Genomic DNA, 23,146 nt, shown 5'->3' on the forward strand with positions numbered 1-23,146 from the left:
TTTAATTAAAAAGGATGAATTGATTCATCCTTTTTAGTTTTATAGCATAAACATGAAAATAGGCTTTGACGGTAAGCGCGTAACCCAAAATTTTACTGGTTTAGGAAACTACAGCCGGTATGTGCTTAAAATATTAGCTGAATATTACCCTGAAAATCAATATACTGTCTTTGTTTCTAAAGCCAATCATAATTCCTCATACTTTCCGGAATATCCTTCAATACACTTTCATTTTCCGAAAAATCAATTAATAAAAAACTATTGGAGGAGTGCAGGAATTGTAAAGGATCTAAGAAAGGAAAAGATCGAGCTTTTTCACGGACTAAGTAACGAAATTCCTTTTGGGCTGAAAAAGGCCGGAATCCCATCCGTAGTAACCATCCATGATCTGATATTTTACAGATACCCCAAATACTACCCCTTTTTAGATAGAAAGATCTACGAGTTTAAGGTTCGTTATGCTTCTGAACATGCCGATAAGATAATTGCTGTCAGTGAACAAACGAAATCTGATCTGATCAACTTTTTCAATGTTGATGAATCGCGAATTGAGGTGATCTACCAAAATTGTGACCCTATCTTCATGTCAGAAGTATCAGAGCAGGAAAAGACCAGGATCAGATCCGCCTATAATTTGCCTGAAGAATTCCTGCTGAATGTGGGCACGATAGAAACCCGAAAAAATTCACTTCTTATCGTAAAAGCCCTAAAAAAGCTAAAGGCCAATATTCATCTGGTCATAATTGGAAAAGAAACTCTGTACACACAAGTAGTAAAAGATTTTATTTCTAACAATAACCTGATGAGCAGGGTTCATTTTCTAAAGAACGTCTCTTTCCAGGACCTTCCAGGGATATACCAACAGGCCAGGATATTCATATATCCATCAGAATTCGAAGGGTTCGGGATACCTGTTGTAGAAGCTTTAAGTTCGGGAGTACCTGTAATTGCAGCTAAAGGATCCTGTCTTGAAGAAGCAGGTGGTAAAGGCAGCATATATGTAGATCCAAATGACAGCGATGAACTTGCAGACCAGATCAACCTGGTTATCAACAACACCAAAAAAAGAGAGTTAATGATACGTTCCGGATTTGAACACATTATTAATTTTTCAAATCAAAAAATTGCAGATAAATTATTCAAACTTTACCAAAACCTAATCTAAATGCTAAGAGATGAAGTAAATAAGGCTTTTGAAGTATTAAAGAATGGAGGCCTGATTCTTTACCCAACCGATACTATTTGGGGTATTGGATGCGATGCAACAAACGAAGAAGCAGTAGAAAAGGTCTTCAAGCTAAAAGGAAGATCGGAGGAAAAAAGTCTGATCGTTTTATTAGATAGTGTCAATAAACTTCAAAGCTATGTGAATGAGGTACCGGAGGTCGCTTACGATCTGATTGAATATGCAGAAAATCCAATGACCATTATTTATTCAGGTGCAAAAAATCTGGCTAAGAATGCAATTGCAAAGGATGGAAGTATAGGCATACGGATCGTAAAACATCAATTCTGTGAGCAAGTACTGCAGAGATTCAGAAAGCCGATCATATCCACTTCAGCCAATTTAAGTGGGCAGCCATCCCCTTCCTGCTTTAATGATATCAGTGAAGAGATAAAACAGGGAGTTGATTATGTTGTCAACTGGGAGCAGGATGATACTTCAATAAAGAAAGCGTCTACTATCATGAAGCTTGAACCAGGCGGACTGTTTTCATTCATTCGAAAATAAGAATAAAAAAGCTATACGTTTAGAGTTGAATGTTAATCAATCACTTGAAAAAGTGCAATAATATGTTGTCCTTTGCGGATAAATTATTACCTGCCCAGATCAGGTTTGATGATCCCCATCTCCTCTAATTGAGATCCGATCTGATTTTATATGAAAGAACATTTACAACATCCTATATTCAAAAAACTCAGTAAACTGGCCGAGGAATCAAATACAGAAATATATGTTATAGGGGGGTTTGTCAGAGATCTTTTTCTCAACCGGCCATCCAAAGACATCGACATTCTGGTTATCGGTAATGGAATTAAATTTGCTGAAGCTGCCGGTAAACTTTTACACACCAAAGTTTCAGTGTTTAAGAATTTCGGCACCGCAATGCTTAAGCATGGGGATCTTGAAATAGAATTTGTAGGGGCTAGAAAAGAATCATACCGATCTGAATCCCGAAAGCCTATTGTAGAGAACGGCACTCTTGAAGATGATCAGAAACGCCGTGATTTTAATATAAATGCGATGGCTTTGGGTTTAAATGTTTCAAATTTCGGAACTTTATTAGATCCATTTGAAGGCATTCAAGACCTTGAAAATAAACTTATACGTACACCTCTCAATCCGGCAGAGACGTTTTCTGACGATCCTTTAAGAATGTTAAGAGCCATACGGTTTGCCACTCAGCTCAATTTCAATATACATCCTGATGCTATTGATGCAATCAAAAAGAACTGTGAGAGGATCAGGATCGTCTCTCCCGAAAGAATTACTGATGAATTAAATAAGATCATACTCGCACCTAAGCCATCAACAGGATTTATTTACTTATTTGACACGGGCCTACTGCGTGTAATTTTTCCTCAAATGGCAGATCTGCATGGAGTTGAAGTAGTGGATGGTAAAGGACATAAAGACAATTTTTATCATACACTTCAGGTGCTTGACAATCTTTCGGAAAATACCAATGACCTCTGGCTAAGATGGGCAGCTATTCTGCATGATATTGCTAAGCCTGCCACAAAACGTTTTGAACCTGGCCATGGATGGACATTTCATGGTCATGAAGACCGTGGTGCCCGCATGGTACCCAAAATCTTCGCTCAGCTCAAGCTTCCCTTGAATGAAAAAATGAAACTGGTACAAAAATTGGTGCAATTACATCTGAGACCAATAGTTCTTGCGCAGGATGTAGTTACCGACTCAGCAGTGAGGCGCTTATTATTTGAAGCCGGTGAAGAGATAGACAGTCTGATGTTGTTATGTAATGCAGACGTAACAACAAAGAATGAATATAAAGTAAAAAAATACCGACGAAACTTTGACCTGGTAAAGCAGAAACTGAAGGATGTTGAGGAAAGCGATCAATTGAGGAACTGGCAGCCACCGGTTAGCGGTGAAGATATCATGCTGGCATTTAATTTGAGTGCAGGTAAAAGTGTTGGCATTATCAAAAACCAAATCCGGGAAGCTATCCTTGAAGGAGAAATTAAAAATACAAGAGAAGAGGCTTATGAGTATATGTTAGAAAAGGGGAAAGCTTTAGGACTCATCCCGGTTAAACATAGCTAATAGAAGAACAAAAAAAATAGTTAAAAAATGTTTAACCGTCTTTTCAAATAGTATTTTTGTAAAAGAATTATAATAGAATAAAAATGGCAATATATAGATTTAAGGTTTCTTTTGAGGATTATGACGATATAGAACGGGATATTGACATCAAATCAAATCAGACATTCGAAGACCTTCATCGTGCTATCCACCAATCAACCGGATATAATGCTGAATTATCCTCATCTTTTTATGTAAGCAGTGATCAATGGATAAAAAATGAAGAAATTGCCTTTCTTCCTAATCAGCGAAAAATAAATAATGGGGTTGCTACCATGGAGAATTCCAAATTAAGCAGTTTCATAGATGACCCCCATCAAAAATTTTACTATACCTATAACTTTGACAGGCCATTTGATTTTCATGTTGAACTAGTCAAAATACTTCTTAATGAAGAAGCAGGAAAAACATACCCATGTGTATCACGTAGTCAGGGTGAGGCACCAAAAATGGCTGGCACCGGAATAATCCCTCCTATTGCAGCTGAAGTATCTGATGACTTTGATTTTCTTAATGAACTTGACTTCCAGCCTGAAGATGCAGAAGATCTTGAACAAATGAGCGATATGGGTATTAACACAGAGCAGGAAATTGTAGAAGATGAAGAAGAAAAGGATGAGTTTATGGATGAGTTTTCTGACAATGATGGTTATGATCCTGATGATCTTCAAAAGGATGAATACTAAATTCTGATCCGGGATTGCCAATGAACAAAACATTGATCATTATTGCAGGCCCAACCGCAATTGGAAAAACAGCATTAGCTATCAGTCTGGCAGAATACTTTAAAACTGAGATCATTTCAGCCGATTCCCGGCAATTTTACAGGGAAATGAACATTGGTACTGCAAAGCCCTCAGAAGCAGAGCTGGATGCAGTTAAACATCATTTAATCAATAGCCATTCCGTTCTGGATCAATTCAATGCCGGAGATTTCGAGAAAGAATCAATTGAAATAATCAATAAGTTATTTTTAGATCATGATCAGGTAATAATGGCAGGTGGCTCCGGACTTTTTATCAATGCGGTTAGCCATGGTTTTGACCAGCTCCCCGTAGCTTCAGTTGAAATCCGAGTCCATTTAAATAAAATTTTTGAGGAAAAGGGTATAGAATTCCTGCAGGAATGGTTAAAAAAAGTTGACCCGGTTTACTATGAGGAAGTCGATATTTTCAATCAGCAGCGCATCATTAGAGCATTAGAGGTGTTTGAAAGTACAGGTAAAGTATTTTCATCCTTAAGAACCAATATAAAAAAGCAAAGACCATTTAATATCGTTAAGATCGGACTTAATACCGACCGTGAAAAGTTATATGAACGAATAAATATTCGTGTTGATCAAATGGTAAATGAGGGATTGATTATGGAGGTTGAAAACCTGAAGCCATACAGACATTTAAATCCCTTAAACACGGTCGGATATTCAGAAATCTTCAATTACCTGGATGGGAATAGCAGCAGAGAAGAAGCTATTGAGAAGATCAAGCAGAATACAAGAAGATTCGCCAAAAGACAAATAACCTGGTTTAAGAAATCAGAAGATATAAAATGGTTTAAACCGGAGGAAGTTGAATCAATTATTCATTACCTGAATTCCATTCTGTAATATCCTGAGCACGGGGTGCAAAAAAATTAAAGAATAAGAATAGAAAAGAAATGGTACTCATTACCTGAACCATTACCAGAATTTTACCGGTTTCATTTATTGGATAAAAATCTCCGTAACCTATCGTAATACCGGTTATAAAGCTGAAATAAAGGGCATCTACCCAGCTAGTAATTGGCTGATTAAGATAATTTCCCGCAGCATATATCACCCCAAAAGAGGCTATAACCTCAAAAAAATTGAAAAAAAGAAGGATTATAGACCTGTTGGCTAATTTTCCATAATTATGCTCCGGAAGAAATATTTTGTAAAAGACATATAAAAAAGTCTCTATGAGCAAATAAATATTAAATACAAAGAGCCAGTAATGATCCCAAAGACTGTAATGAAGCATTACAAATGGCATTACTGTTTTAAAAATAACATAAAACTCGCCATAAATTTTCTTCGAATGAGCTGGCAAATTTCGGGTTAGAAAGTCAATATAGATTCCCGGGAAGAATACCTTTGAACTCACCAGAAACAACCTGACTAAGCGCTCAATACCAAAATCTTGATAATGTGAGCTATTCCACACATTGCTGATCTGTTCGAAAGGCGATGTTGAGAGCGGAATTTTAAATTTCTCGGGATCCTGACTACCGAACACCAATTTATTAAAATGCTTTCTCAACTTATGCCTGAGCCGTAGGGCCTCCGAAATTCATTGGCAAACCTGGTTGACCTTCATTGATCTTAATCCGACCGTTCAGCGCTTCAAATTTCTCAACATTTTCTTCAAGGGCAATCAGAAATCGCTTTGCATGCTCCGGAGTTAATACAATTCTAGATTTTACCCGCGCTTTAGGAACTCCAGGCATAACCCGGATAAAATCTAACACAAACTCCGTATTGGAATGAGTTATAACCGCAAGATTAGAATATATCCCTTCTGCAACCTCTTCAGAAAGCTCAATATTCAATTGATTTTCAATGTTTTGTTCTTCCATTTTATAAAGTTATAAATTCTGAAATCATTTTTTAATCTAATAAAAAAGTCCTTCTTTTCAGAAGGACTTTTTTATTATTAAATGGTGTGAATTAAGCCTCCACTTCTTCCTGTTTGGAAGCCATTAATTTATCATATTCATCCTGAGAACCAACAATGATACGTTCGTATTGACGCAATCCTGTTCCTGAAGGAATCAAGTGACCTACGATCACATTTTCTTTCAGACCTAACAGATTATCACGTTTTCCACTGATCGCTGCCTCATTCAACACCTTAGTAGTTTCCTGGAAGGAAGCTGCAGAGATGAATGATTTAGTTCCTAATGAGGCACGGGTAATACCCTGCAACATCTGACTTGAAGTAGCTGCAATTGCATCACGAGTTTCAACAAGCTTCATATCCTTACGCTTAAGAACAGAATTTTCATCTCTTAATTTACGTACAGAAATGATCTGACCTGGTTTCAGATTTACTGATTCTCCCGGATCGATTACTACTCTCTTATCGTAGATCTCATCATTTTCAAGTTGGAAATCCCAACGATCAACCAATTCCTTTTCAAGGAAACGGGTATCACCGGCATCTTCGATCATCACTTTCTGCATCATTTGGTGAACGATGGTTTCAAAGTGCTTATCATTGATCTTCACACCCTGCAGACGATATACTTCCTGAATACCATTAACAAGGTATTCCTGAACCGCTGCTGGTCCTTTAATTGACAAGATATCAGCAGGAGAAATTGAACCATCCGACAAAGGCATACCAGCTTTTACAAAGTCATTATCCTGAACAAGGATGTGTTTAGACAATGGAACAAGGTATTTCTTAATTTGTCCGTCTTTCGACTCGATTGACATTTCGCGATTACCACGTTTTACACCACCTAAGGTTACAACACCATCGATTTCGGTTACAACAGCAGGGTTAGATGGATTACGAGCTTCGAATAATTCCGTTACACGAGGCAAACCACCTGTAATATCCCTTGTTTTACCAGTTGAGCGAGGAATCTTTGCAATGATCTGCCCGATCTTCACTTTTTCATTCTCTTCAACCGCAATGTGTGCGCCTACAGGAATGTTGTATCCCTTAATACCATTACCCTTTTTATCCGCTACACGGATAACAGGATTCTTGGTTTTATCACGGGTGTCAATAATAACTTTCTCTCTGTGACCGGTTTGCTCATCAGATTCTTCACGGAAGGTAACACCTTCAATGATCGCTTCAAATTCAGCCTTACCTTCAAATTCAGAGATAATAACCGCGTTATATGGATCCCAGCTACAGATCTTGTCGCCTTTAGATATCTGAGCACCATCCTTAACATACAAAAATGCACCGTAAGGAATGTTGTTCGACATGATCATTTTATTAGTACCCGGCTCCACGATACGGAATTCACCTGAACGTCCTAAAACAACTTCAAGAGTTCCTTCAGTAGTTTCGTGACTCACAGTTCTAACGTTTTCAAACTCAATTACACCGTCAAACTTAGCATTGATCTGAGATTCAGCAGCAATGTTAGAAGCGGTACCACCCACGTGGAATGTACGTAATGTCAACTGTGTTCCCGGCTCACCAATAGACTGAGCTGCAATTACACCAACAGCTTCACCCATCTGCACACGTTTACCGGTTGCAAGGTTACGTCCGTAACATAAAGCACAAACACCACGCTTACTTTCGCAAGTAAGAACTGAACGAATTTCTATTCCTTCAAGCGGAGAGTTCTCAATTTTAACTGCAACATGCTCTTCAATATCCTCACCAGCAGAAACTAATAGTTCATTAGTCAATGGATCATAAACATCATGTAAGCTGGTTCTACCTAAGATACGGTCATATAAAGGCTCAACAACATCTTCATTATCTTTCAATGCAGTTGTGTAAATTCCTCTTAATGTACCACAATCAGTTTCACCAACGATCATATCCTGAGCAACATCATGCAAACGACGGGTTAAGTAACCCGCATCCGCAGTCTTCAATGCCGTATCAGCCAAACCTTTACGAGCACCGTGAGTTGAGATGAAATACTCTAATACCGATAATCCTTCTTTAAAGTTAGAAAGAATCGGGTTTTCAATGATCTCTCCACCTGAACCTGATTTCTGAGGCTTAGCCATCAAACCACGCATACCGCATAGCTGACGAATTTGCTCTTTAGAACCACGGGCTCCTGAATCAAGCATCATATAAACCGAGTTGAAGCCCTGATTATCGCTTGAAAGCTGATTCATCACATTGGCAGTCAGACGGTTATTGATACGAGTCCAGATATCGATGATCTGGTTGTAACGTTCGTTGTTGGTAATGAAACCCATGTTATAGTTATTCATTACTTCTTCAACTTCCTTACTTGCCTGATCGATCAGATGAGCCTTTTCTGCAGGAATATTAAGATCCTGAAGATTAAAGGAAAGACCACCCTGGAATGCCATTTGGAAACCTAATTCCTTGATATCATCAAGAAACTGTGCTGCACGAGCCATACCAGTGTTTTTCACTACATCACCAATAATATCACGAAGTGATTTCTTGGTAAGTAGTTCATTGATATATCCAACTTCTACCGGAACTCTCTGGTTAAACAGAACACGTCCGACAGTCGTTTCAATAATTTTATTTACGATACTTCCATCCTTTTCTTTCACAAAGGCTTTTACCTTAATGAATGCATGAAGATCTATTTTACGCTCGTTGTAAGCGATGATAACTTCTTCAGGGGAATAGAAGGTCTGATCCTGTCCTAATACAACACGTCCTTCGTCAGTTCTACGGCCTTTAGTAATATAATAAAGACCTAAAACCATATCCTGTGAAGGTACAGTGATTGGAGTACCATTTGCAGGGTTAAGAATGTTATGCGAAGCAAGCATCAGCATTTGGGCTTCCAGGATCGCAGCATTACCCAAAGGTAAATGCACCGCCATCTGGTCACCGTCAAAATCCGCGTTGAATGCAGTACAAACTAGTGGGTGTAATTGAATTGCCTTACCTTCAACCAATTTTGGCTGGAAAGACTGTATACCTAAACGGTGCAATGTTGGAGCACGGTTTAATAATACCGGGTGACCTTTCAATACATTTTCAAGAATATCCCAAACGATAGGATCTTTACGATCTACTATCTTTTTAGCTGATTTCACTGTTTTTACCACTCCTCTTTCGATCATTTTACGAATGATAAATGGTTTGAACAGCTCAGCAGCCATATCTTTAGGTAAACCGCACTCATGCAATTTCAGGTTCGGTCCAACAACAATTACAGAACGTGCTGAATAATCCACACGTTTTCCTAATAAGTTCTGACGGAAACGTCCCTGCTTTCCTTTCAAAATATCTGAAAGAGATTTTAAAGCACGGTTACCTTCTGTTTTAACAGCATTTACTTTACGTGAGTTGTCAAATAATGAATCGACAGACTCCTGAAGCATACGCTTCTCGTTACGTAAAATTACTTCCGGAGCTTTGATCTCGATCAAACGCTTCAAACGATTATTACGAATAATTACACGACGGTAAAGATCATTCAAATCGGAAGTTGCAAAACGACCACCTTCCAAAGGAACTAATGGACGTAATTCAGGTGGAATAACCGGAACGATCTTAACGATCATCCACTCAGGATTATTCTCAATACGGGTATTTGCACCACGGAAAGCTTCTACAACCTGAAGACGTTTTAGAGCCTCAGTTTTACGTTGTTGTGAAGTTTCAGTTGCTGCCTGGTGACGAAGGTCATAAGACTGCTGATCAAGATCCAAACGACCCAAAAGATCCTGAAGGGCCTCAGCACCCATCTTAGCGATGAATTTCTCAGGGTCCTTATCATCAAGATACTGATTTTCTTTTGGCAGGGTATCCAGGATATCCAAATATTCTTCTTCCGTTAAGAAGTCCATTTTCAGAATTCCGTCTGCCTCTTTTAATCCTGGCTGTATTACAACATAACGCTCATAATAAATGATAAGGTCCAGTTTTTTTGTAGGTAAACCTAGCAAATAACCGATCTTGTTCGGTAATGAACGGAAATACCAGATGTGTGCAACAGGAACCACAAGGTTAATGTGTCCCATACGCTCACGACGCACTTTCTTTTCAGTTACTTCAACACCGCAACGGTCGCAGACAATACCTTTATAACGGATACGCTTGTATTTACCGCAATGGCATTCATAATCCTTAACAGGACCGAAAATACGCTCGCAGAATAAGCCATCACGCTCAGGTTTGTAAGTCCGGTAGTTGATAGTTTCCGGCTTTAACACCTCCCCGCTTGAACGCTCCAGAATTGATTCCGGAGAAGCCAAACTAATGGTAATTGAGGTGAAATTACTTTTGATTTTATTATCTTTCTTGTAAGACATATCTCTTTATAAGTTTAAAGCTGAAAGCTGAAAGTTGAAAGCTTTGGCGATATTTTCGCTTTTTGCTTTTTGCTTTCGGCTTTCTGCTTAATTAGTCTAATGTGATATCCAAACCTAAACCTCTTAATTCATGAACCAATACATTGAATGATTCAGGAACTGATGGAGTTGGAAGGTTTTCACCTTTAACGATCGCTTCGTAGGTTTTTGCACGTCCTACCACATCATCAGATTTAACAGTAAGTATTTCCTGAAGTATGTTAGCAGCACCAAATGCTTCAAGTGCCCAAACCTCCATCTCACCGAAACGCTGACCACCAAACTGGGCTTTACCACCCAATGGCTGTTGTGTAATCAATGAATATGGTCCGATTGAACGGGCGTGCATTTTATCATCAACCATGTGACCCAGTTTCAGCATATAAATGATACCAACTGTAGTCTGCTGATCAAAACGATCTCCGGTTAAACCATTATATAAGTAGGTTCTTCCTGATTTAGGAATTCCAGCTTTATCAACCCATTCTTCAACTTCATCATGAGATGCTCCGTCAAAGATTGGTGTTGCGAACTTCATTCCAAGTTCTTTTCCAGCCCATCCTAAAACGGTCTCATAGATCTGTCCAAGGTTCATACGTGATGGTACACCAAGTGGATTAAGAACTATATCCACTGGAGTTCCGTCTTCAAGGAAAGGCATGTCTTCATCGCGAACGATTCTTGCAACAATACCCTTATTTCCGTGACGACCCGCCATTTTATCACCTACTTTAAGCTTACGTTTTTTAGCAACATAAACTTTAGCCATTTGTACAATTCCTGATGGAAGCTCATCACCTACACTAATCGCAAACTTATCACGCTTGTAAGCACCAAGCTCTTCGTTCAACTTAATGTTGTAGTTGTGAAGTGTTTGTTTGATCAGTTCATTCTTGTCCTCATCAGTTGTCCACTTAGTTGGGTTAACGTTTGCGTATTCAAGTTCTGTAAGTATCTTTTGGGTGAATTTTACACCCTTAGCTACAAGCAGCTCTTTGTACACATTAAATACACCCTGTGATGTTTTACCATTCACAATAATGAACAATTTCTCAATTAAGGTTTCTTTCAATTCCTTAACTGCTTTATTGTGCTTAGTATCTAACTTCTCAATAAGAGCTTTCTCTTCTTGTTTAGTTGTTTTCTTAGCACGTGAGAATAATTTTGTATCGATAACTACTCCATGAATTGATGGAGGTGTTTTCAAAGATGCATCCTTCACATCACCTGCTTTGTCACCAAAGATGGCACGTAAAAGTTTTTCCTCAGGTGAAGGATCAGACTCTCCTTTCGGAGTGATCTTACCGATCAGAATATCACCTTCTTTGATCTCAGCACCAACACGGATAATTCCGTTTTCGTCAAGATCTTTAGTAGCTTCTTCTGAAACGTTAGGAATATCAGGAGTCAATTCTTCTTCACCACGTTTTGTATCACGAACTTCTAATTCAAATTCTTCAATATGTAATGAAGTGAAAATATCCTGTGAAACAACACGCTCAGATATAACGATCGCATCCTCAAAGTTAAATCCTTGCCAAGGCATGAACGCAACTTTAAGATTTCTTCCTAATGCTAATTCTCCATCCTGAGTTGCATAACCTTCGCAAAGAACCTGTCCTTTTTCAACTTTCTGACCTTTTCTTACGATAGGTTTCAGGTTGATACAAGTGCTTTGGTTAGTTTTCTTGAACTTGATCAGGCGATATGATTTAACTTCACCTTCAAAAGATACAAGAACGTCATCCTCATTTCTTTCATAACGGATACGAATCTCATTGGCATCTACATACTCAACAACACCTGTACCTTCAGCATTAATAAGTGTACGTGAATCACGTGCTACACGGCCTTCAAGACCAGTACCAACAATCGGAGCTTCAGGGCGTAACAAAGGTACAGCCTGACGTTGCATGTTGGATCCCATCAATGCACGGTTAGCATCATCATGCTCCAGGAATGGAATCAATGAAGCTGCAATAGACGTGATCTGATTTGGAGCAATGTCCATTAAATCTAACTTCTTAGGCTCAATTACCGGGAAGTCACCTTCATAACGTGCCTTTACATGCGGAGTTTCAAAATTACCTTTATCATCGTATACTGCATTTGCCTGACCGATAGTTTTACCTTCTTCATCTTCTGCAGAAAGGTAAATTACAGGTTCTTCAACTACAACACGTCCATCCGAAACCTTACGGTAAGGAGTTTCAATGAAACCAAGGTTGTTGATCTTAGCATGAACACAAAGAGAAGATATCAAACCGATATTCGGTCCCTCAGGAGTTTCAATAGTACATAAACGGCCATAGTGAGTGTAGTGAACGTCACGAACCTCAAAACCTGCACGCTCACGCGAAAGACCACCTGGGCCTAAGGCTGAAAGACGACGCTTGTGCGTGATCTCCGCAAGAGGATTAGTTTGGTCCATGAACTGTGACAACTGATTCGTTCCAAAAAACGAGTTGATCACTGAAGATAATGTACGTGCATTGATCAGATCGGTAGGTGTGAATACTTCGTTGTCACGAATGTTCATCCTTTCACGGATGGTACGTGCCATACGGGCAAGACCTACACCAAACTGTGCGTAAAGTTGTTCACCAACTGTACGAACACGACGGTTTGACAAGTGATCAATATCATCCACCTCAGCTTTAGAGTTGATCAATTTGATCAGGTACTTAACAATGGCAATGATATCCTGCTTAGTTAAAACTTTAGTTTCAACAGGAGTACTTAATTTCAATTTACGGTTGATGCGGTAACGACCAACATCACCAAGATCATATCTCTTATCAGAGAAGAATAAACGATCGATGATACCACGAGCTGTTTCTTCATCAGGTGGTTCAGCGTTACGTAATTGACGATAGATATGTTCTACCGCTTCCTTCTCGGAGTTTGAAGTATCTTTTTGTAAAGTATTATATATAATGGTATAATCACCGCTGTTAACAGCATCCTCTTTGGTAAGGATAATTGTCTTAACACCAGCTTCGATGATCATATCGATATGCTCGTCTTCTAAAACGGTTTCGCGTTCCATGATGATCTCATTACGATCAATTGAAACAACTTCACCTGTATCTTCATCCACAAAATCTTCAACCCATTTCTTGAGCACTCTTGCTGCAAGTTTACGGCCAACGGCTTTTTTCAAACCAGATTTGCTGACTTTTACTTCATCCGCTAATTCAAATAATTCAAGAATGTCCTTATCAGAATCATAACCGATAGCACGCAATAAGGTGGTAACCGGGAATTTTTTCTTACGATCGATGTAAGCATACATGACATTATTAACGTCAGTTGCAAACTCGATCCAGGATCCTTTAAATGGAATTACACGGGCTGAATATAATTTGGTTCCGTTTGTATGACGGCTCTGGCCGAAGAATACTCCCGGTGAACGGTGTAATTGAGAAACGATTACACGCTCTGCACCATTTATCACAAAAGTTCCTTTAGGAGTCATATAAGGGATGGTTCCCAAATAAACATCCTGAACTATTGTTTCAAAATCTTCGTGTTCCGCATCATTACAAGATAAGCGAAGCTTAGCCTTTAGAGGAACACTATACGTTAAACCACGCTCAATACATTCATGTATATCATAGCGCGGGGGATCAATGAAGTAATCAAGAAATTCTAAAACGAATATATTTCTTGAATCAGAGATCGGAAAATTTTCGGAGAAAACTTTAAACAAACCTTCCTGATGGCGGTTGTCTGAAGTGGTTTCAAGCTGAAAAAATTCCCTGAAAGATTGCAATTGAACATCCAGAAAATCAGGATAATCCATCACATGCTTACTGGTAGCAAAATTTACTCTTTCGTTGTGCTTAATTTTGTTTGCCAAGGGATTGAGAATTTAGTTTAGTAAATAAACTGCGACCTGTTGTGCCAATATTGCGGCAATGTAGATCAGACATTAAATGGGTATTATACAAATGGCAATAGACCCCGACGAAAATCGGGGTCTAAACCATAATTTATGAGTTAAGAATTACTTAATCTCAACAGTTGCTCCAGCTTCTTCTAATGCTTTTTTCAATGATTCAGCTTCTGCTTTATCAACACCAGTTTTAACTTCTTTCGGTGCTCCATCAACTAAATCTTTAGCTTCTTTCAAACCTAGACCAGTAAGGTCTTTTACAAGTTTAACAACTCCTAACTTAGAACCACCTGCTTCTTTCAATATTACATCGAAAGAAGTTTGCTCTACTGCTGCTGCTGGTGCATCACCACCACCAACTGCTGCTACTGCAACTGCTGCTGCTGCTGGCTCAATACCATACTCATCTTTAAGGATTTGAGCTAATTCGTTAACTTCTTTTACTGTTAAGTTTACTAATTGCTCAGCAAACGATTTTAAATCTGCCATTTTATTTTAATTTTAAAATTTCTGTACTTGAATAATTTAATCGAACTTTTAGGTGCCCGTTAACCTCTTTCTTGTAATGTTTTAACAATTCCTGCAAGTTTGTTACCACCAGACTGCAAGCCTGAAATAACATTTTTAGCTGGAGATTGTAGCAATGCAATGATGTCTGCCACTAATTCTTCCTTAGATTTAAGGTTTACCAGGGCATCTAACTGATTATCGCCAATGAAAATTGATGAATCGATATATGCAGCTTTAAGTACCGGCTTATCTCCAGTTCTTCTCAATTGTTTGATCAGCTTAGCCGGAGCATTAGCTGACTTTGAGAATAAAATAGATGAAGATCCTTTTAGTACTTCAAACATCTCACTAAAATCACCTTCAGAGGCTTCCATTGCCTTTCTGATCAGTTTATTTTTAGCTACCTGCATTTTGATACCGTTCTCGAAACATTTGCGGCGAATATCATTTACTTTTGCTACAGACAGGTTTGCGGTGTCGGCAATATAAAAATTACCATACTCAGCAATCGTCTCTGTTAAAGCAAGAACAACTTCGTGTTTTTCTTCTTTTCTCATGATTAGATTCCCGCTACTGATTTAGTTTCAATTTCGATTCCCGGACTCATTGTCGAAGAGATGTGTATACTCTTGAAATAAGTTCCCTTTGCTGCTGATGGTTTTAATTTAGAAATGGTTTGAATTACTTCTAACGCATTTTCATAAATTTTATCAGCATCAAATGATACTTTTCCGATCGAAGTATGAATGATTCCTGTTTTGTCAACTTTGAAATCGATCTTACCGCCTTTAACATCAGTAACTGCTTTACCAACATCTGTGGTAACAGTTCCTGATTTAGGGTTTGGCATAAGGTTACGCGGACCTAAAACACGGCCGAGTTTACCTACTTTTGCCATAACGCTAGGCATGGTAATAATGATATCAACGTCAGTCCATCCACCTTCTATTTTGGCAATATATTCATCCAAACCTACAAAATCTGCACCTGCTGCTTTAGCCTCTGCTTCCTTATCGGGAGTACAAAGTACCAAAACACGGACAGTTTTACCGGTTCCATGAGGAAGTGTTGCAATACCTCTTACCATTTGATTCGCTTTACGAGGATCTACGCCTAAGCGTATGTCCAGGTCAACCGATGCATCAAATTTGGTAGTTGTGATATCCTTAACTAAAGCCGAAGCCTGAGTTAAAGTATATGCTTTACCTGCCTCAATTTTTGAATGTGCCTGTTTTTGATTTTTTGTTAATCTAGCCACTTCTTAAACTGATTTTGTATAATTAATTGTTCCAGGGTGCATCACCGCTAACGGTAATTCCCATACTGCGTGCTGTACCTGCAACCATTTTCATGGCTGACTCGACAGTAAATGCATTCAAGTCGGTCATTTTATCCTTGGCAATGCTTTCAACCTGATCCCAGCTTACACTGGAAACCTTTTTACGGTTAGGCTCTGCAGAACCACTCTTTAAACCTGTTGCATCCAGTAATTGGATAGCTACAGGAGGAGTTTTAATGATAAAATCAAATGACTTGTCAACATAGACAGTGATTACAACCGGTAAAACTTTACCAGGCTTATCTTGGGTACGTGCATTGAATTGCTTGCAAAACTCCATGATATTCACACCTTTTGCTCCCAATGCGGGACCAACTGGTGGAGATGGATTAGCAGCGCCGCCCTTGATCTGTAACTTTATTAAAGCACCGACTTCTTTTGCCATTTTTATTTATTTGTTTTTAACTCAATGTTCGTAGTGGAAGCTAAGTAACATTTAAGGTCTTTGGCAAGTATTTAGTACAAAGTACATAGATACCCACTCACCGATAATATTTTATACGTCTTTATATCTCAATACTTTGTACTCAGTACTCAGTACTATTCCTTTTCAACTTGCATATAATTCAACTCAAGTGGTGTTCTTCTTCCGAAGATCTTAACCATAACCTTAAGTTTCTTTTTCTCTTCATTTACCTCTTCAATCACACCGGTAAACCCGTTAAACGGCCCATCCATTACTTTGACATTTTCACCAACGTAATAAGGAACATTCATTGATTCACCTTGTTCGGCCATTTCATCAACCTTACCAAGGATACGGTTAACTTCTGCAGCTCTCATTGGAACGGCATTGCCTCCCTTATCACCAAGGAAACCAATAACACTATTGATACCTTTAATTACGTGTTCTAACTCACCATCTAAAGAAGCCTCAATTAGAACATATCCAGGATAAAAATTACGCTCCTTGGCAATTTTCTTCCCATCTTTCATCTGGTAGTATTTCTCCATTGGGATCAATACCTGAGGTAAAAGATGTGAAATACCCAGACGGTTAACTTCTGCCTCTAAATATTGCTTTACTTTTTTCTCTTTGCCACTAACAGCCCTTACCACATACCATTTCAATTGATCGCTCATAAGTGCTTTAATTATGCCAGAGATTTATAAAACATCTTCAATGCATTACCAGCAGTTTCATCCATAGCTAAGATCACAAGTGAAATAATAATGGATGCTATTAATACCAATACAGCTGAATTTTGCAATTCTCCCCAGGTAGGCCAAGAAACCTTTTGGGTCATTTCTGTATACGATTCTTTTAAAAACTCTACTACGTTAGCCATTTTACATTTAGCGTAAGCACGGGAACAAGGATTCGAACCCTGATCAAAGGTTTTGGAGACCTCTATTCTACCGTTGAACTATTCCCGTTTATTAAATAACCGAGTTCACAAATATACATTGTAAACTAAGCCCGTGTATTATAAGAAAACATAAGTCCACAAGTGGACTTATGTTATCGAATTAACCTTTATAAGAAATTGCTTATTTTACAATTTCAGTAACCTGTCCGGCACCTACAGTTCTACCACCTTCACGGATCGCAAAACGAAGTCCTTTTTCCATTGCGATCGCATTGATCAGTTTTACACTGATTGTAACGTTATCACCTGGCATAACCATTTCTACACCTTCAGCAAGAGTGATCTCACCAGTAACATCTGTTGTACGGAAGTAGAATTGTGGACGGTATTTGTTAAAGAATGGAGTGTGACGTCCACCTTCAGCTTTTGACAATACATAGATCTCAGCTTTGAAATCAGTGTGTGGAGTAACAGAACCTGGTTTACAGATAACCATACCACGACGGATATCAGTCTTCTCAATACCACGTAATAATAGTCCTACGTTATCACCAGCTTCACCTCTGTCTAATATTTTACGGAACATCTCAACACCTGTAACAACAGATTTTAAGTTTTCAGCACCCATACCTAAAATATCAACCTGCTCACCTGAGTTAATTACTCCTCTTTCGATACGTCCTGTTGCTACAGTACCACGACCTGTGATCGAGAATACATCTTCAACCGGCATAAGGAAAGGAAGTTCAGTCAAACGTGGAGGAATTGGAATATAGCTATCTACAGCATCCATTAACTCCATGATTTTACCAACCCATTTTGGATCGCCGTTAAGACCTCCCAAAGCAGATCCCTGAATAACAGGAATATCATCACCCGGGAATTCGTAGAAGCTTAATAGTTCACGGATTTCCATCTCTACTAATTCAAGTAATTCCGGATCGTCAACCATATCAACTTTATTCATAAAAACAACCAATGAAGGTACACCTACCTGACGAGCAAGAAGGATGTGTTCACGAGTTTGTGGCATCGGACCATCAGTAGCAGCAACTACGATAATAGCACCATCCATTTGAGCAGCACCTGTAACCATGTTCTTCACATAATCCGCGTGACCTGGACAGTCAACGTGAGCATAGTGACGGGTAGCGGTTGAATACTCCACGTGTGCAGTATTGATGGTGATACCTCTTTCTTTTTCTTCCGGAGCAGAGTCAATTGAATCAAATGAACGTGCTTCAGAAAAGCCTGCATCAGCTAACACTTTTGTGATAGCTGCTGTAAGTGTAGTTTTACCGTGGTCAACGTGACCTATAGTACCGATATTTAAATGCGGCTTACTGCGGTCAAATTTTTCTTTTGCCATTTTGTTTTATACTAATTGTTAGGTTAATTTTATTATTGTTTTATTCTTATATACAATGCTGAGCCAACGATGGGACTTGAACCCATGACCTCTTCCTTACCAAGGAAGTGCTCTACCGCTGAGCTACGTCGGCTTTTAATTTGCTCTCAGGTTTATTACCCTCTCTTTTATTCACATTAAATGAACCAACAGATGGTAAAAAAACCTTTGAGCGGAAGACGAGGTTCGAACTCGCGACCTATAGCTTGGAAGGCTATCGCTCTACCAACTGAGCTACTTCCGCAAATCAATTTGATAATTAGCAAATAAGCTAATTAGCAAATCAGGCAACAATCATCATCAAAAATTTCAGCCGTTCTAATGAACCACTGAATTAATTTGATAATTCTCAAATTTGCTAATTTGCAAATTTGGTGGGGGGGGAAGGATTCGAACCTTCGAAACCGAAGTAACGGATTTACAGTCCGTCCCATTTGACCGCTCTGGAACCCCCCCAACATTTCCGAGCCTCCTATCGGGATCGAACCAATGACCTACTGATTACAAGTCAGTTGCTCTACCAGCTGAGCTAAGGAGGCGAAATGTTTTAAACCTATTCTTTAAAATATAAAAGAACCATTCCTTTCAGTGATTATTATCCTTTGGAGACAACCCCCTCTGAAACGGACTGCAAATCTACGAAAATTTGGAGTTGGACAAAATTTTTTACAAAAAAAATTCGACAGTCATTTAGACTGCCGAAAAAGTACCTTATTACTAGGTGTTTATGATCGAAAAAAATTATAAATTTTCGTCCGCCAGGCTTAGTGACTTAAGATTATTCGCATGGGAACGCAACTTTTCTTTACGTTTATCCAGCTGGCGCCTGAGTGACTCCACTGCCTTGTCGGTTGCTTCTTCAAAAGTTTTACATTGCTCTTTTGCAAAAAGATCATTTCCGGGGATCAATAATTTTATTTCTGTTATCTTATTTGCTTCATCATCTGTTTTCTCCAATTTAAGGTAAACTTCACCACTAATGATCTGATCAAAGAATTGATCAAGCTTGTCTGCTTTCTTCTGAATAAAATCCAACAACTTAACGTCAGCTGTAAAATGGATCGATTGCACTCTGATTTTCATATTGCCTCCTTTTGTATAAAATTAATATAATCACTCCGAAATCCGGAGCTTATTGAGTAGTTAATTTGTAATATTTTTCTTTCAATAGTGTTAAGCCTTGGGATGAGCCTGTTTGTAAATCGATTTTAATCTTTCGACTGAATTATGGGTATATACCTGTGTCGCTGCAAGACTTGAATGGCCCAATAATTCTTTGATTGCATTCAGATCTGCTCCCCTGTTTAATAATGATGTTGCAAAACTATGCCTTAATATGTGAGGGCTTTTTTTATCATGAGTTGAAATAAACGACAAAACTAAATTAACAGTTCTGTATATAAACTTCGGGTACACATTCTTACCTTCATTGGTAACGATTAGAGTCGATGATTTGTTGTCAAAATTCCGACTTAATTTTTGAAGTTTATAATCCCCGATCAATTTTGCGAGCGAGTTACTGATCGGAATGATCCTTTCCTTGTTACGCTTGCCTAAAACCTTTATTTGCTGTTCATAAACATTTATGTCATTGTCTGACAGATTTACAAGCTCAGCAAGACGCATTCCGGTACCGTATAAGAGTTCGATTACCAGGCGATCACGAATACCCGTAAAATCATTACTGAATACATCCTTCGCGTCAAGCAGAATGTCCATCTTCTGCTCAGTTATAACTACCGGCAATCGTTTAGGTATCTTTGGAGCCCTGACATGGATCATCGGACTATTTTCAATAAGCTCTTCACGTTGCAGGAATTTATAAAACGAGCGGAGAGCAGATATTTTACGATTGATCGTTCTGGCTTCAATACCCTGATCCATCAATTTAACTATCCACGTCCGAATATGCTGATGAGTAATTTTCAGCAATTCAGGTTCAACTGAAACTATAAATTCAGAAAACTGATCAAGGTCCTTTTTGTAGGCAGTTACGGTATGGGGAGAAAACCGTTTTTCGAATTGCAGGTATCGTATAAATCGCTCAATAAACATCAAAAACTATTTGCACATCCAATAGTTTGAATATACAAATAGTTTTCGGAAATTATATGCTAAATTGAAATTAAACAGTTTCGATGTTTAATCCCTGCTTGTAAATAGCTTTTTTAACTTGTGTACGACGAGTGATGGATTTTTTCTCGTATGCCTGACGGCTACGAAGTTCTCTCAATACACCGGTTTTTTCGAATTTCTTTTTAAAGCGCTTAAGTGCTTTATCTAGTGATTCGCCGTCTTTTACATTAATAATGATCATAATATACAGATACCCCCTTTCGGTTTTGGATTGCAAATGTACAATAAAATTTAATTTTATGACATACGAAAATAAAAAATATCAAACTGGGATAGTAAAGATCATACCCACGAATAATTACCTTAAAAAAGAGAAATCTGCTAAGAAATAGGTCAGGAGATTATCTTGCTTAACTTCAAACGTGACAGGGTAGCCAGCTTGTTCTTTAACTCATTCGGGTTAAAAGGTTTAGAGATATAATCATCTAAACCTGCATGGTCTATTTTATTAATTACATCATTGGCAACTGATGCTGTAAGTGCTATCATAACAGGCCTTTCCCTGCCATCATAAAATTTCTGTATCCGTCTCGATGCCTCATATCCATCCATCACAGGCATATGAATATCCATAAGAACAACATCGTAGAATTTTATTTCAGCCATTTCAAGAGCTACCTTGCCGTTTTCAGCGAAATCGGCCTTTATATCCCAGCTTTTAAAGAGCTTTTTCATAAATAAAATATTCATCGCATTATCTTCAGCAACAAGAATACTTAAGGAAGAAATATTTTCTGTTGATTCTGAAAAGGCAGAAAACAATACTTTAGAAGGCATATCAGCTAATGAAGCCTTTTTATAACTTATCGAGAATTTAAATGTAGTACCTGCATTTTCTTCACTCCTCAAGTCTATCTGACTTCCATGGAGATCCAATAATTGTTTCGTAATTGCAAGCCCGAGTCCCGATCCTCCAAATCTTCTGGTAATATTTACTGAGGCCTGGGCAAAAGGTTCAAAAATAATTTCTCTTTTTTCAAGACTGATACCAATACCAGTATCCCTTACAGCAAAGGCAATTGAAATGTTTTGATCATCTTCCTCAGATAGGTGCATTGACAATTCAACTTCACCTCTTGGAGTAAATTTAATTGCATTTCCAACCAGGTTAAAAAGTATTTGCAATAGCCTTGTAGGATCACCTATCACCACCAGATCTTTCAGGCGATCATCCATATTGAGAATGAAATTTATTCCCTTCTCATCAGATTGGTTTTTTAGTCCATCATATATTCGCGCAATCAGTTCAGCAGGCTTAAAACCGGTCTTCTCCATTTCAATCTTACTATATTCCAGTTTATTGAAATCCAGAATATCATTGATCAATGCCAGCAGACTTTCTGCAGAAAAATGTAGCACTTTTAGATTTTCTTCCTGATCTGCTCTTGGATTATCTGCCAAAAGCACATGGCTCATACCAATAACAGAATTCAAGGGTGTACGCAGCTCATGCGACATGGTCGAAAGAAAGTCCGTCTTTTCCATAGACGAATTCTGGGCTATCTCAATCGCTATCTTCAGCTGTTTATTCAACTCTATTTCATCTCGCTGAGCCTTTCCCAGTTGAGCTATTGCTGATTGTAAAGACTTCAGAAAATGATAATTAATAAATATCAGCTGAAAAAAATTAATCATTAAAACGGCAATAAAAACCGGATTAATGACCTGTCGGTTGGTAATGTATAAGTTTACTTTAGTAACACCATCCTGAAGAAATAAAATTACAAGTGCCAGAATAGCCAGAAAGGAATAAAAGATTCCCCAGCGACCATTATGTAAATAAAAACCGCAAGTTATTGCAAGCAGAATGTATTGTATGGTTATAATGCTTATTCCGTTATTGACCAGGAAAGTATTTGACCAGACGAGCATGACAAGTACTGAAAGAACAATATGGGAAGCAGGTTTATAATTCTGTCTGACCCACAATTCATATATCCCATAGAATAGAAGTATAAGAATAAAGACAATACGAACCAATTGAAAAGGGGGGCCAATCTTTAGATATACAAAAAACAAACCAATGCAGAACACTATAGAAACCAATATCATGTAGAACAGAATATGGATTCTAGCCCTTTTTATAGGATCGGTAATGTTTAAGAACACAGACCCTAACAGATTGGATTTAATACTCGCAAAATTCATTTGTAGAAGCAAATTGCAAAATTTTTATTAAAATTTTGCTTCACAAACCATAAA

General features: G+C 38.3%; 20 protein-coding genes and 5 tRNA genes. 5 read left to right on the plus strand and 20 right to left on the minus strand.

Features of this window, described 5'->3' with window-relative positions:
- Nucleotides 1-52: 52 nt before the first annotated feature.
- From BLR27_RS04425 to miaA, 5 genes are all read left to right on the plus strand, one after another.
- Nucleotides 53-1,165, plus strand: coding sequence for a glycosyltransferase family 4 protein (locus tag BLR27_RS04425; RefSeq protein WP_090700840.1), 1,113 nt, complete (start codon nt 53-55; stop codon nt 1,163-1,165).
- Nucleotides 1,166-1,732: an L-threonylcarbamoyladenylate synthase gene (locus tag BLR27_RS04430; protein ID WP_090700844.1), complete on the plus strand. Its 567-nt coding sequence runs from the start codon at nt 1,166-1,168 to the stop codon at nt 1,730-1,732. It begins immediately after the preceding gene.
- Between the two features lie 150 nt (nt 1,733-1,882).
- Nucleotides 1,883-3,292 (plus strand): CCA tRNA nucleotidyltransferase, encoded by a 1,410-nt coding sequence (locus tag BLR27_RS04435; protein WP_090700847.1) that lies wholly within the window; start codon nt 1,883-1,885, stop codon nt 3,290-3,292.
- An 83-nt stretch (nt 3,293-3,375) separates the two neighbouring features.
- Complete coding sequence (locus BLR27_RS04440) at nt 3,376-4,017, plus strand: IS1096 element passenger TnpR family protein (RefSeq protein WP_090700850.1); 642 nt, start codon at nt 3,376-3,378, stop codon at nt 4,015-4,017.
- Nucleotides 4,018-4,037: 20 nt separating this feature from the next.
- The gene (gene miaA, locus BLR27_RS04445) at nt 4,038-4,937 is read left to right on the plus strand and encodes a tRNA (adenosine(37)-N6)-dimethylallyltransferase MiaA (protein WP_090700854.1); all 900 of its coding nucleotides are present in this window, start codon (nt 4,038-4,040) and stop codon (nt 4,935-4,937) included.
- Here the strand turns inward: miaA and BLR27_RS04450 are convergent.
- From BLR27_RS04450 to BLR27_RS04545, 20 genes are all read right to left on the minus strand, one after another.
- Complete coding sequence (locus BLR27_RS04450; RefSeq protein ID WP_143007695.1) at nt 4,909-5,586, minus strand: ion channel; 678 nt, start codon at nt 5,584-5,586, stop codon at nt 4,909-4,911. The genes miaA and BLR27_RS04450 overlap by 29 nt on opposite strands.
- A gap of 25 nt (nt 5,587-5,611) precedes the next feature.
- Nucleotides 5,612-5,926, minus strand: coding sequence for a DUF3467 domain-containing protein (locus BLR27_RS04455; protein WP_090700860.1), 315 nt, complete (start codon nt 5,924-5,926; stop codon nt 5,612-5,614).
- Between the two features lie 91 nt (nt 5,927-6,017).
- Nucleotides 6,018-10,304 (minus strand): DNA-directed RNA polymerase subunit beta', encoded by a 4,287-nt coding sequence (gene rpoC / locus BLR27_RS04460; RefSeq protein WP_090700863.1) that lies wholly within the window; start codon nt 10,302-10,304, stop codon nt 6,018-6,020.
- 91 nt (nt 10,305-10,395) lie between these two features.
- A complete protein-coding gene (gene rpoB / locus BLR27_RS04465; protein WP_090700865.1) occupies nt 10,396-14,205 on the minus strand; it encodes a DNA-directed RNA polymerase subunit beta in 3,810 nt (1,269 codons plus the stop codon).
- Nucleotides 14,206-14,352: 147 nt separating this feature from the next.
- On the minus strand, nt 14,353-14,730 hold the full coding sequence (gene rplL / locus BLR27_RS04470; protein ID WP_090700867.1) for a 50S ribosomal protein L7/L12: 378 nt from the start codon (nt 14,728-14,730) through the stop codon (nt 14,353-14,355).
- 59 nt (nt 14,731-14,789) lie between these two features.
- On the minus strand, nt 14,790-15,308 hold the full coding sequence (gene rplJ, locus BLR27_RS04475) for a 50S ribosomal protein L10 (protein WP_090700870.1): 519 nt from the start codon (nt 15,306-15,308) through the stop codon (nt 14,790-14,792).
- A 2-nt stretch (nt 15,309-15,310) separates the two neighbouring features.
- The gene (gene rplA / locus BLR27_RS04480; protein ID WP_090700871.1) at nt 15,311-16,009 is read right to left on the minus strand and encodes a 50S ribosomal protein L1; all 699 of its coding nucleotides are present in this window, start codon (nt 16,007-16,009) and stop codon (nt 15,311-15,313) included.
- A gap of 22 nt (nt 16,010-16,031) precedes the next feature.
- A complete protein-coding gene (gene rplK / locus BLR27_RS04485; RefSeq protein WP_090700873.1) occupies nt 16,032-16,475 on the minus strand; it encodes a 50S ribosomal protein L11 in 444 nt (147 codons plus the stop codon).
- Between the two features lie 155 nt (nt 16,476-16,630).
- On the minus strand, nt 16,631-17,173 hold the full coding sequence (gene nusG, locus BLR27_RS04490; RefSeq protein ID WP_090700875.1) for a transcription termination/antitermination protein NusG: 543 nt from the start codon (nt 17,171-17,173) through the stop codon (nt 16,631-16,633).
- An 11-nt stretch (nt 17,174-17,184) separates the two neighbouring features.
- Nucleotides 17,185-17,379: a preprotein translocase subunit SecE gene (secE, locus tag BLR27_RS04495; protein WP_090700877.1), complete on the minus strand. Its 195-nt coding sequence runs from the start codon at nt 17,377-17,379 to the stop codon at nt 17,185-17,187.
- Between the two features lie 17 nt (nt 17,380-17,396).
- Nucleotides 17,397-17,467, minus strand: a tRNA-Trp gene (locus BLR27_RS04500).
- A 114-nt stretch (nt 17,468-17,581) separates the two neighbouring features.
- A complete protein-coding gene (gene tuf / locus BLR27_RS04505) occupies nt 17,582-18,769 on the minus strand; it encodes an elongation factor Tu (RefSeq protein ID WP_090700879.1) in 1,188 nt (395 codons plus the stop codon).
- Between the two features lie 61 nt (nt 18,770-18,830).
- Nucleotides 18,831-18,902: transfer RNA gene (locus BLR27_RS04510), tRNA-Thr, on the minus strand.
- 77 nt (nt 18,903-18,979) lie between these two features.
- Nucleotides 18,980-19,052: transfer RNA gene (locus tag BLR27_RS04515), tRNA-Gly, on the minus strand.
- A gap of 128 nt (nt 19,053-19,180) precedes the next feature.
- A tRNA-Tyr gene (locus tag BLR27_RS04520) sits at nt 19,181-19,264 on the minus strand.
- A gap of 10 nt (nt 19,265-19,274) precedes the next feature.
- Nucleotides 19,275-19,347: transfer RNA gene (locus BLR27_RS04525), tRNA-Thr, on the minus strand.
- A gap of 202 nt (nt 19,348-19,549) precedes the next feature.
- On the minus strand, nt 19,550-19,891 hold the full coding sequence (gene hpf, locus BLR27_RS04530; RefSeq protein WP_090700881.1) for a ribosome hibernation-promoting factor, HPF/YfiA family: 342 nt from the start codon (nt 19,889-19,891) through the stop codon (nt 19,550-19,552).
- Nucleotides 19,892-19,981: 90 nt separating this feature from the next.
- Entirely contained in the window at nt 19,982-20,863 is an 882-nt protein-coding gene (locus tag BLR27_RS04535; protein ID WP_090700883.1) for a tyrosine-type recombinase/integrase, read from the minus strand.
- 70 nt (nt 20,864-20,933) lie between these two features.
- Entirely contained in the window at nt 20,934-21,125 is a 192-nt protein-coding gene (gene rpsU / locus BLR27_RS04540) for a 30S ribosomal protein S21 (protein WP_090700886.1), read from the minus strand.
- 152 nt (nt 21,126-21,277) lie between these two features.
- Entirely contained in the window at nt 21,278-22,996 is a 1,719-nt protein-coding gene (locus tag BLR27_RS04545; RefSeq protein WP_176767608.1) for an ATP-binding protein, read from the minus strand.
- Nucleotides 22,997-23,146: the final 150 nt, after the last annotated feature.

The organism is Daejeonella rubra (assembly GCF_900103545.1).
In the GTDB taxonomy this organism is placed as follows: domain Bacteria; phylum Bacteroidota; class Bacteroidia; order Sphingobacteriales; family Sphingobacteriaceae; genus Daejeonella; species Daejeonella rubra.

Coding starts and splice junctions, on each gene's coding strand:
- BLR27_RS04425 (WP_090700840.1), top strand. CDS start 53: ATGAAAATAGGCTTTGACGGTAAGCGCGTAACCCAAAATTTTACTGGT.
- BLR27_RS04430 (WP_090700844.1), top strand. CDS start 1,166: ATGCTAAGAGATGAAGTAAATAAGGCTTTTGAAGTATTAAAGAATGGA.
- BLR27_RS04435 (WP_090700847.1), top strand. CDS start 1,883: ATGAAAGAACATTTACAACATCCTATATTCAAAAAACTCAGTAAACTG.
- BLR27_RS04440 (WP_090700850.1), top strand. CDS start 3,376: ATGGCAATATATAGATTTAAGGTTTCTTTTGAGGATTATGACGATATA.
- miaA (WP_090700854.1), top strand. CDS start 4,038: ATGAACAAAACATTGATCATTATTGCAGGCCCAACCGCAATTGGAAAA.
- BLR27_RS04455 (WP_090700860.1), bottom strand. CDS start 5,926: ATGGAAGAACAAAACATTGAAAATCAATTGAATATTGAGCTTTCTGAA.
- rpoC (WP_090700863.1), bottom strand. CDS start 10,304: ATGTCTTACAAGAAAGATAATAAAATCAAAAGTAATTTCACCTCAATT.
- rplL (WP_090700867.1), bottom strand. CDS start 14,730: ATGGCAGATTTAAAATCGTTTGCTGAGCAATTAGTAAACTTAACAGTA.
- rplJ (WP_090700870.1), bottom strand. CDS start 15,308: ATGAGAAAAGAAGAAAAACACGAAGTTGTTCTTGCTTTAACAGAGACG.
- rplK (WP_090700873.1), bottom strand. CDS start 16,475: ATGGCAAAAGAAGTCGGTGCTTTAATAAAGTTACAGATCAAGGGCGGC.
- nusG (WP_090700875.1), bottom strand. CDS start 17,173: ATGAGCGATCAATTGAAATGGTATGTGGTAAGGGCTGTTAGTGGCAAA.
- secE (WP_090700877.1), bottom strand. CDS start 17,379: ATGGCTAACGTAGTAGAGTTTTTAAAAGAATCGTATACAGAAATGACC.
- tuf (WP_090700879.1), bottom strand. CDS start 18,769: ATGGCAAAAGAAAAATTTGACCGCAGTAAGCCGCATTTAAATATCGGT.
- hpf (WP_090700881.1), bottom strand. CDS start 19,891: ATGAAAATCAGAGTGCAATCGATCCATTTTACAGCTGACGTTAAGTTG.
- BLR27_RS04535 (WP_090700883.1), bottom strand. CDS start 20,863: ATGTTTATTGAGCGATTTATACGATACCTGCAATTCGAAAAACGGTTT.
- rpsU (WP_090700886.1), bottom strand. CDS start 21,125: ATGATCATTATTAATGTAAAAGACGGCGAATCACTAGATAAAGCACTT.
- BLR27_RS04545 (WP_176767608.1), bottom strand. CDS start 22,996: ATGATATTGGTTTCTATAGTGTTCTGCATTGGTTTGTTTTTTGTATAT.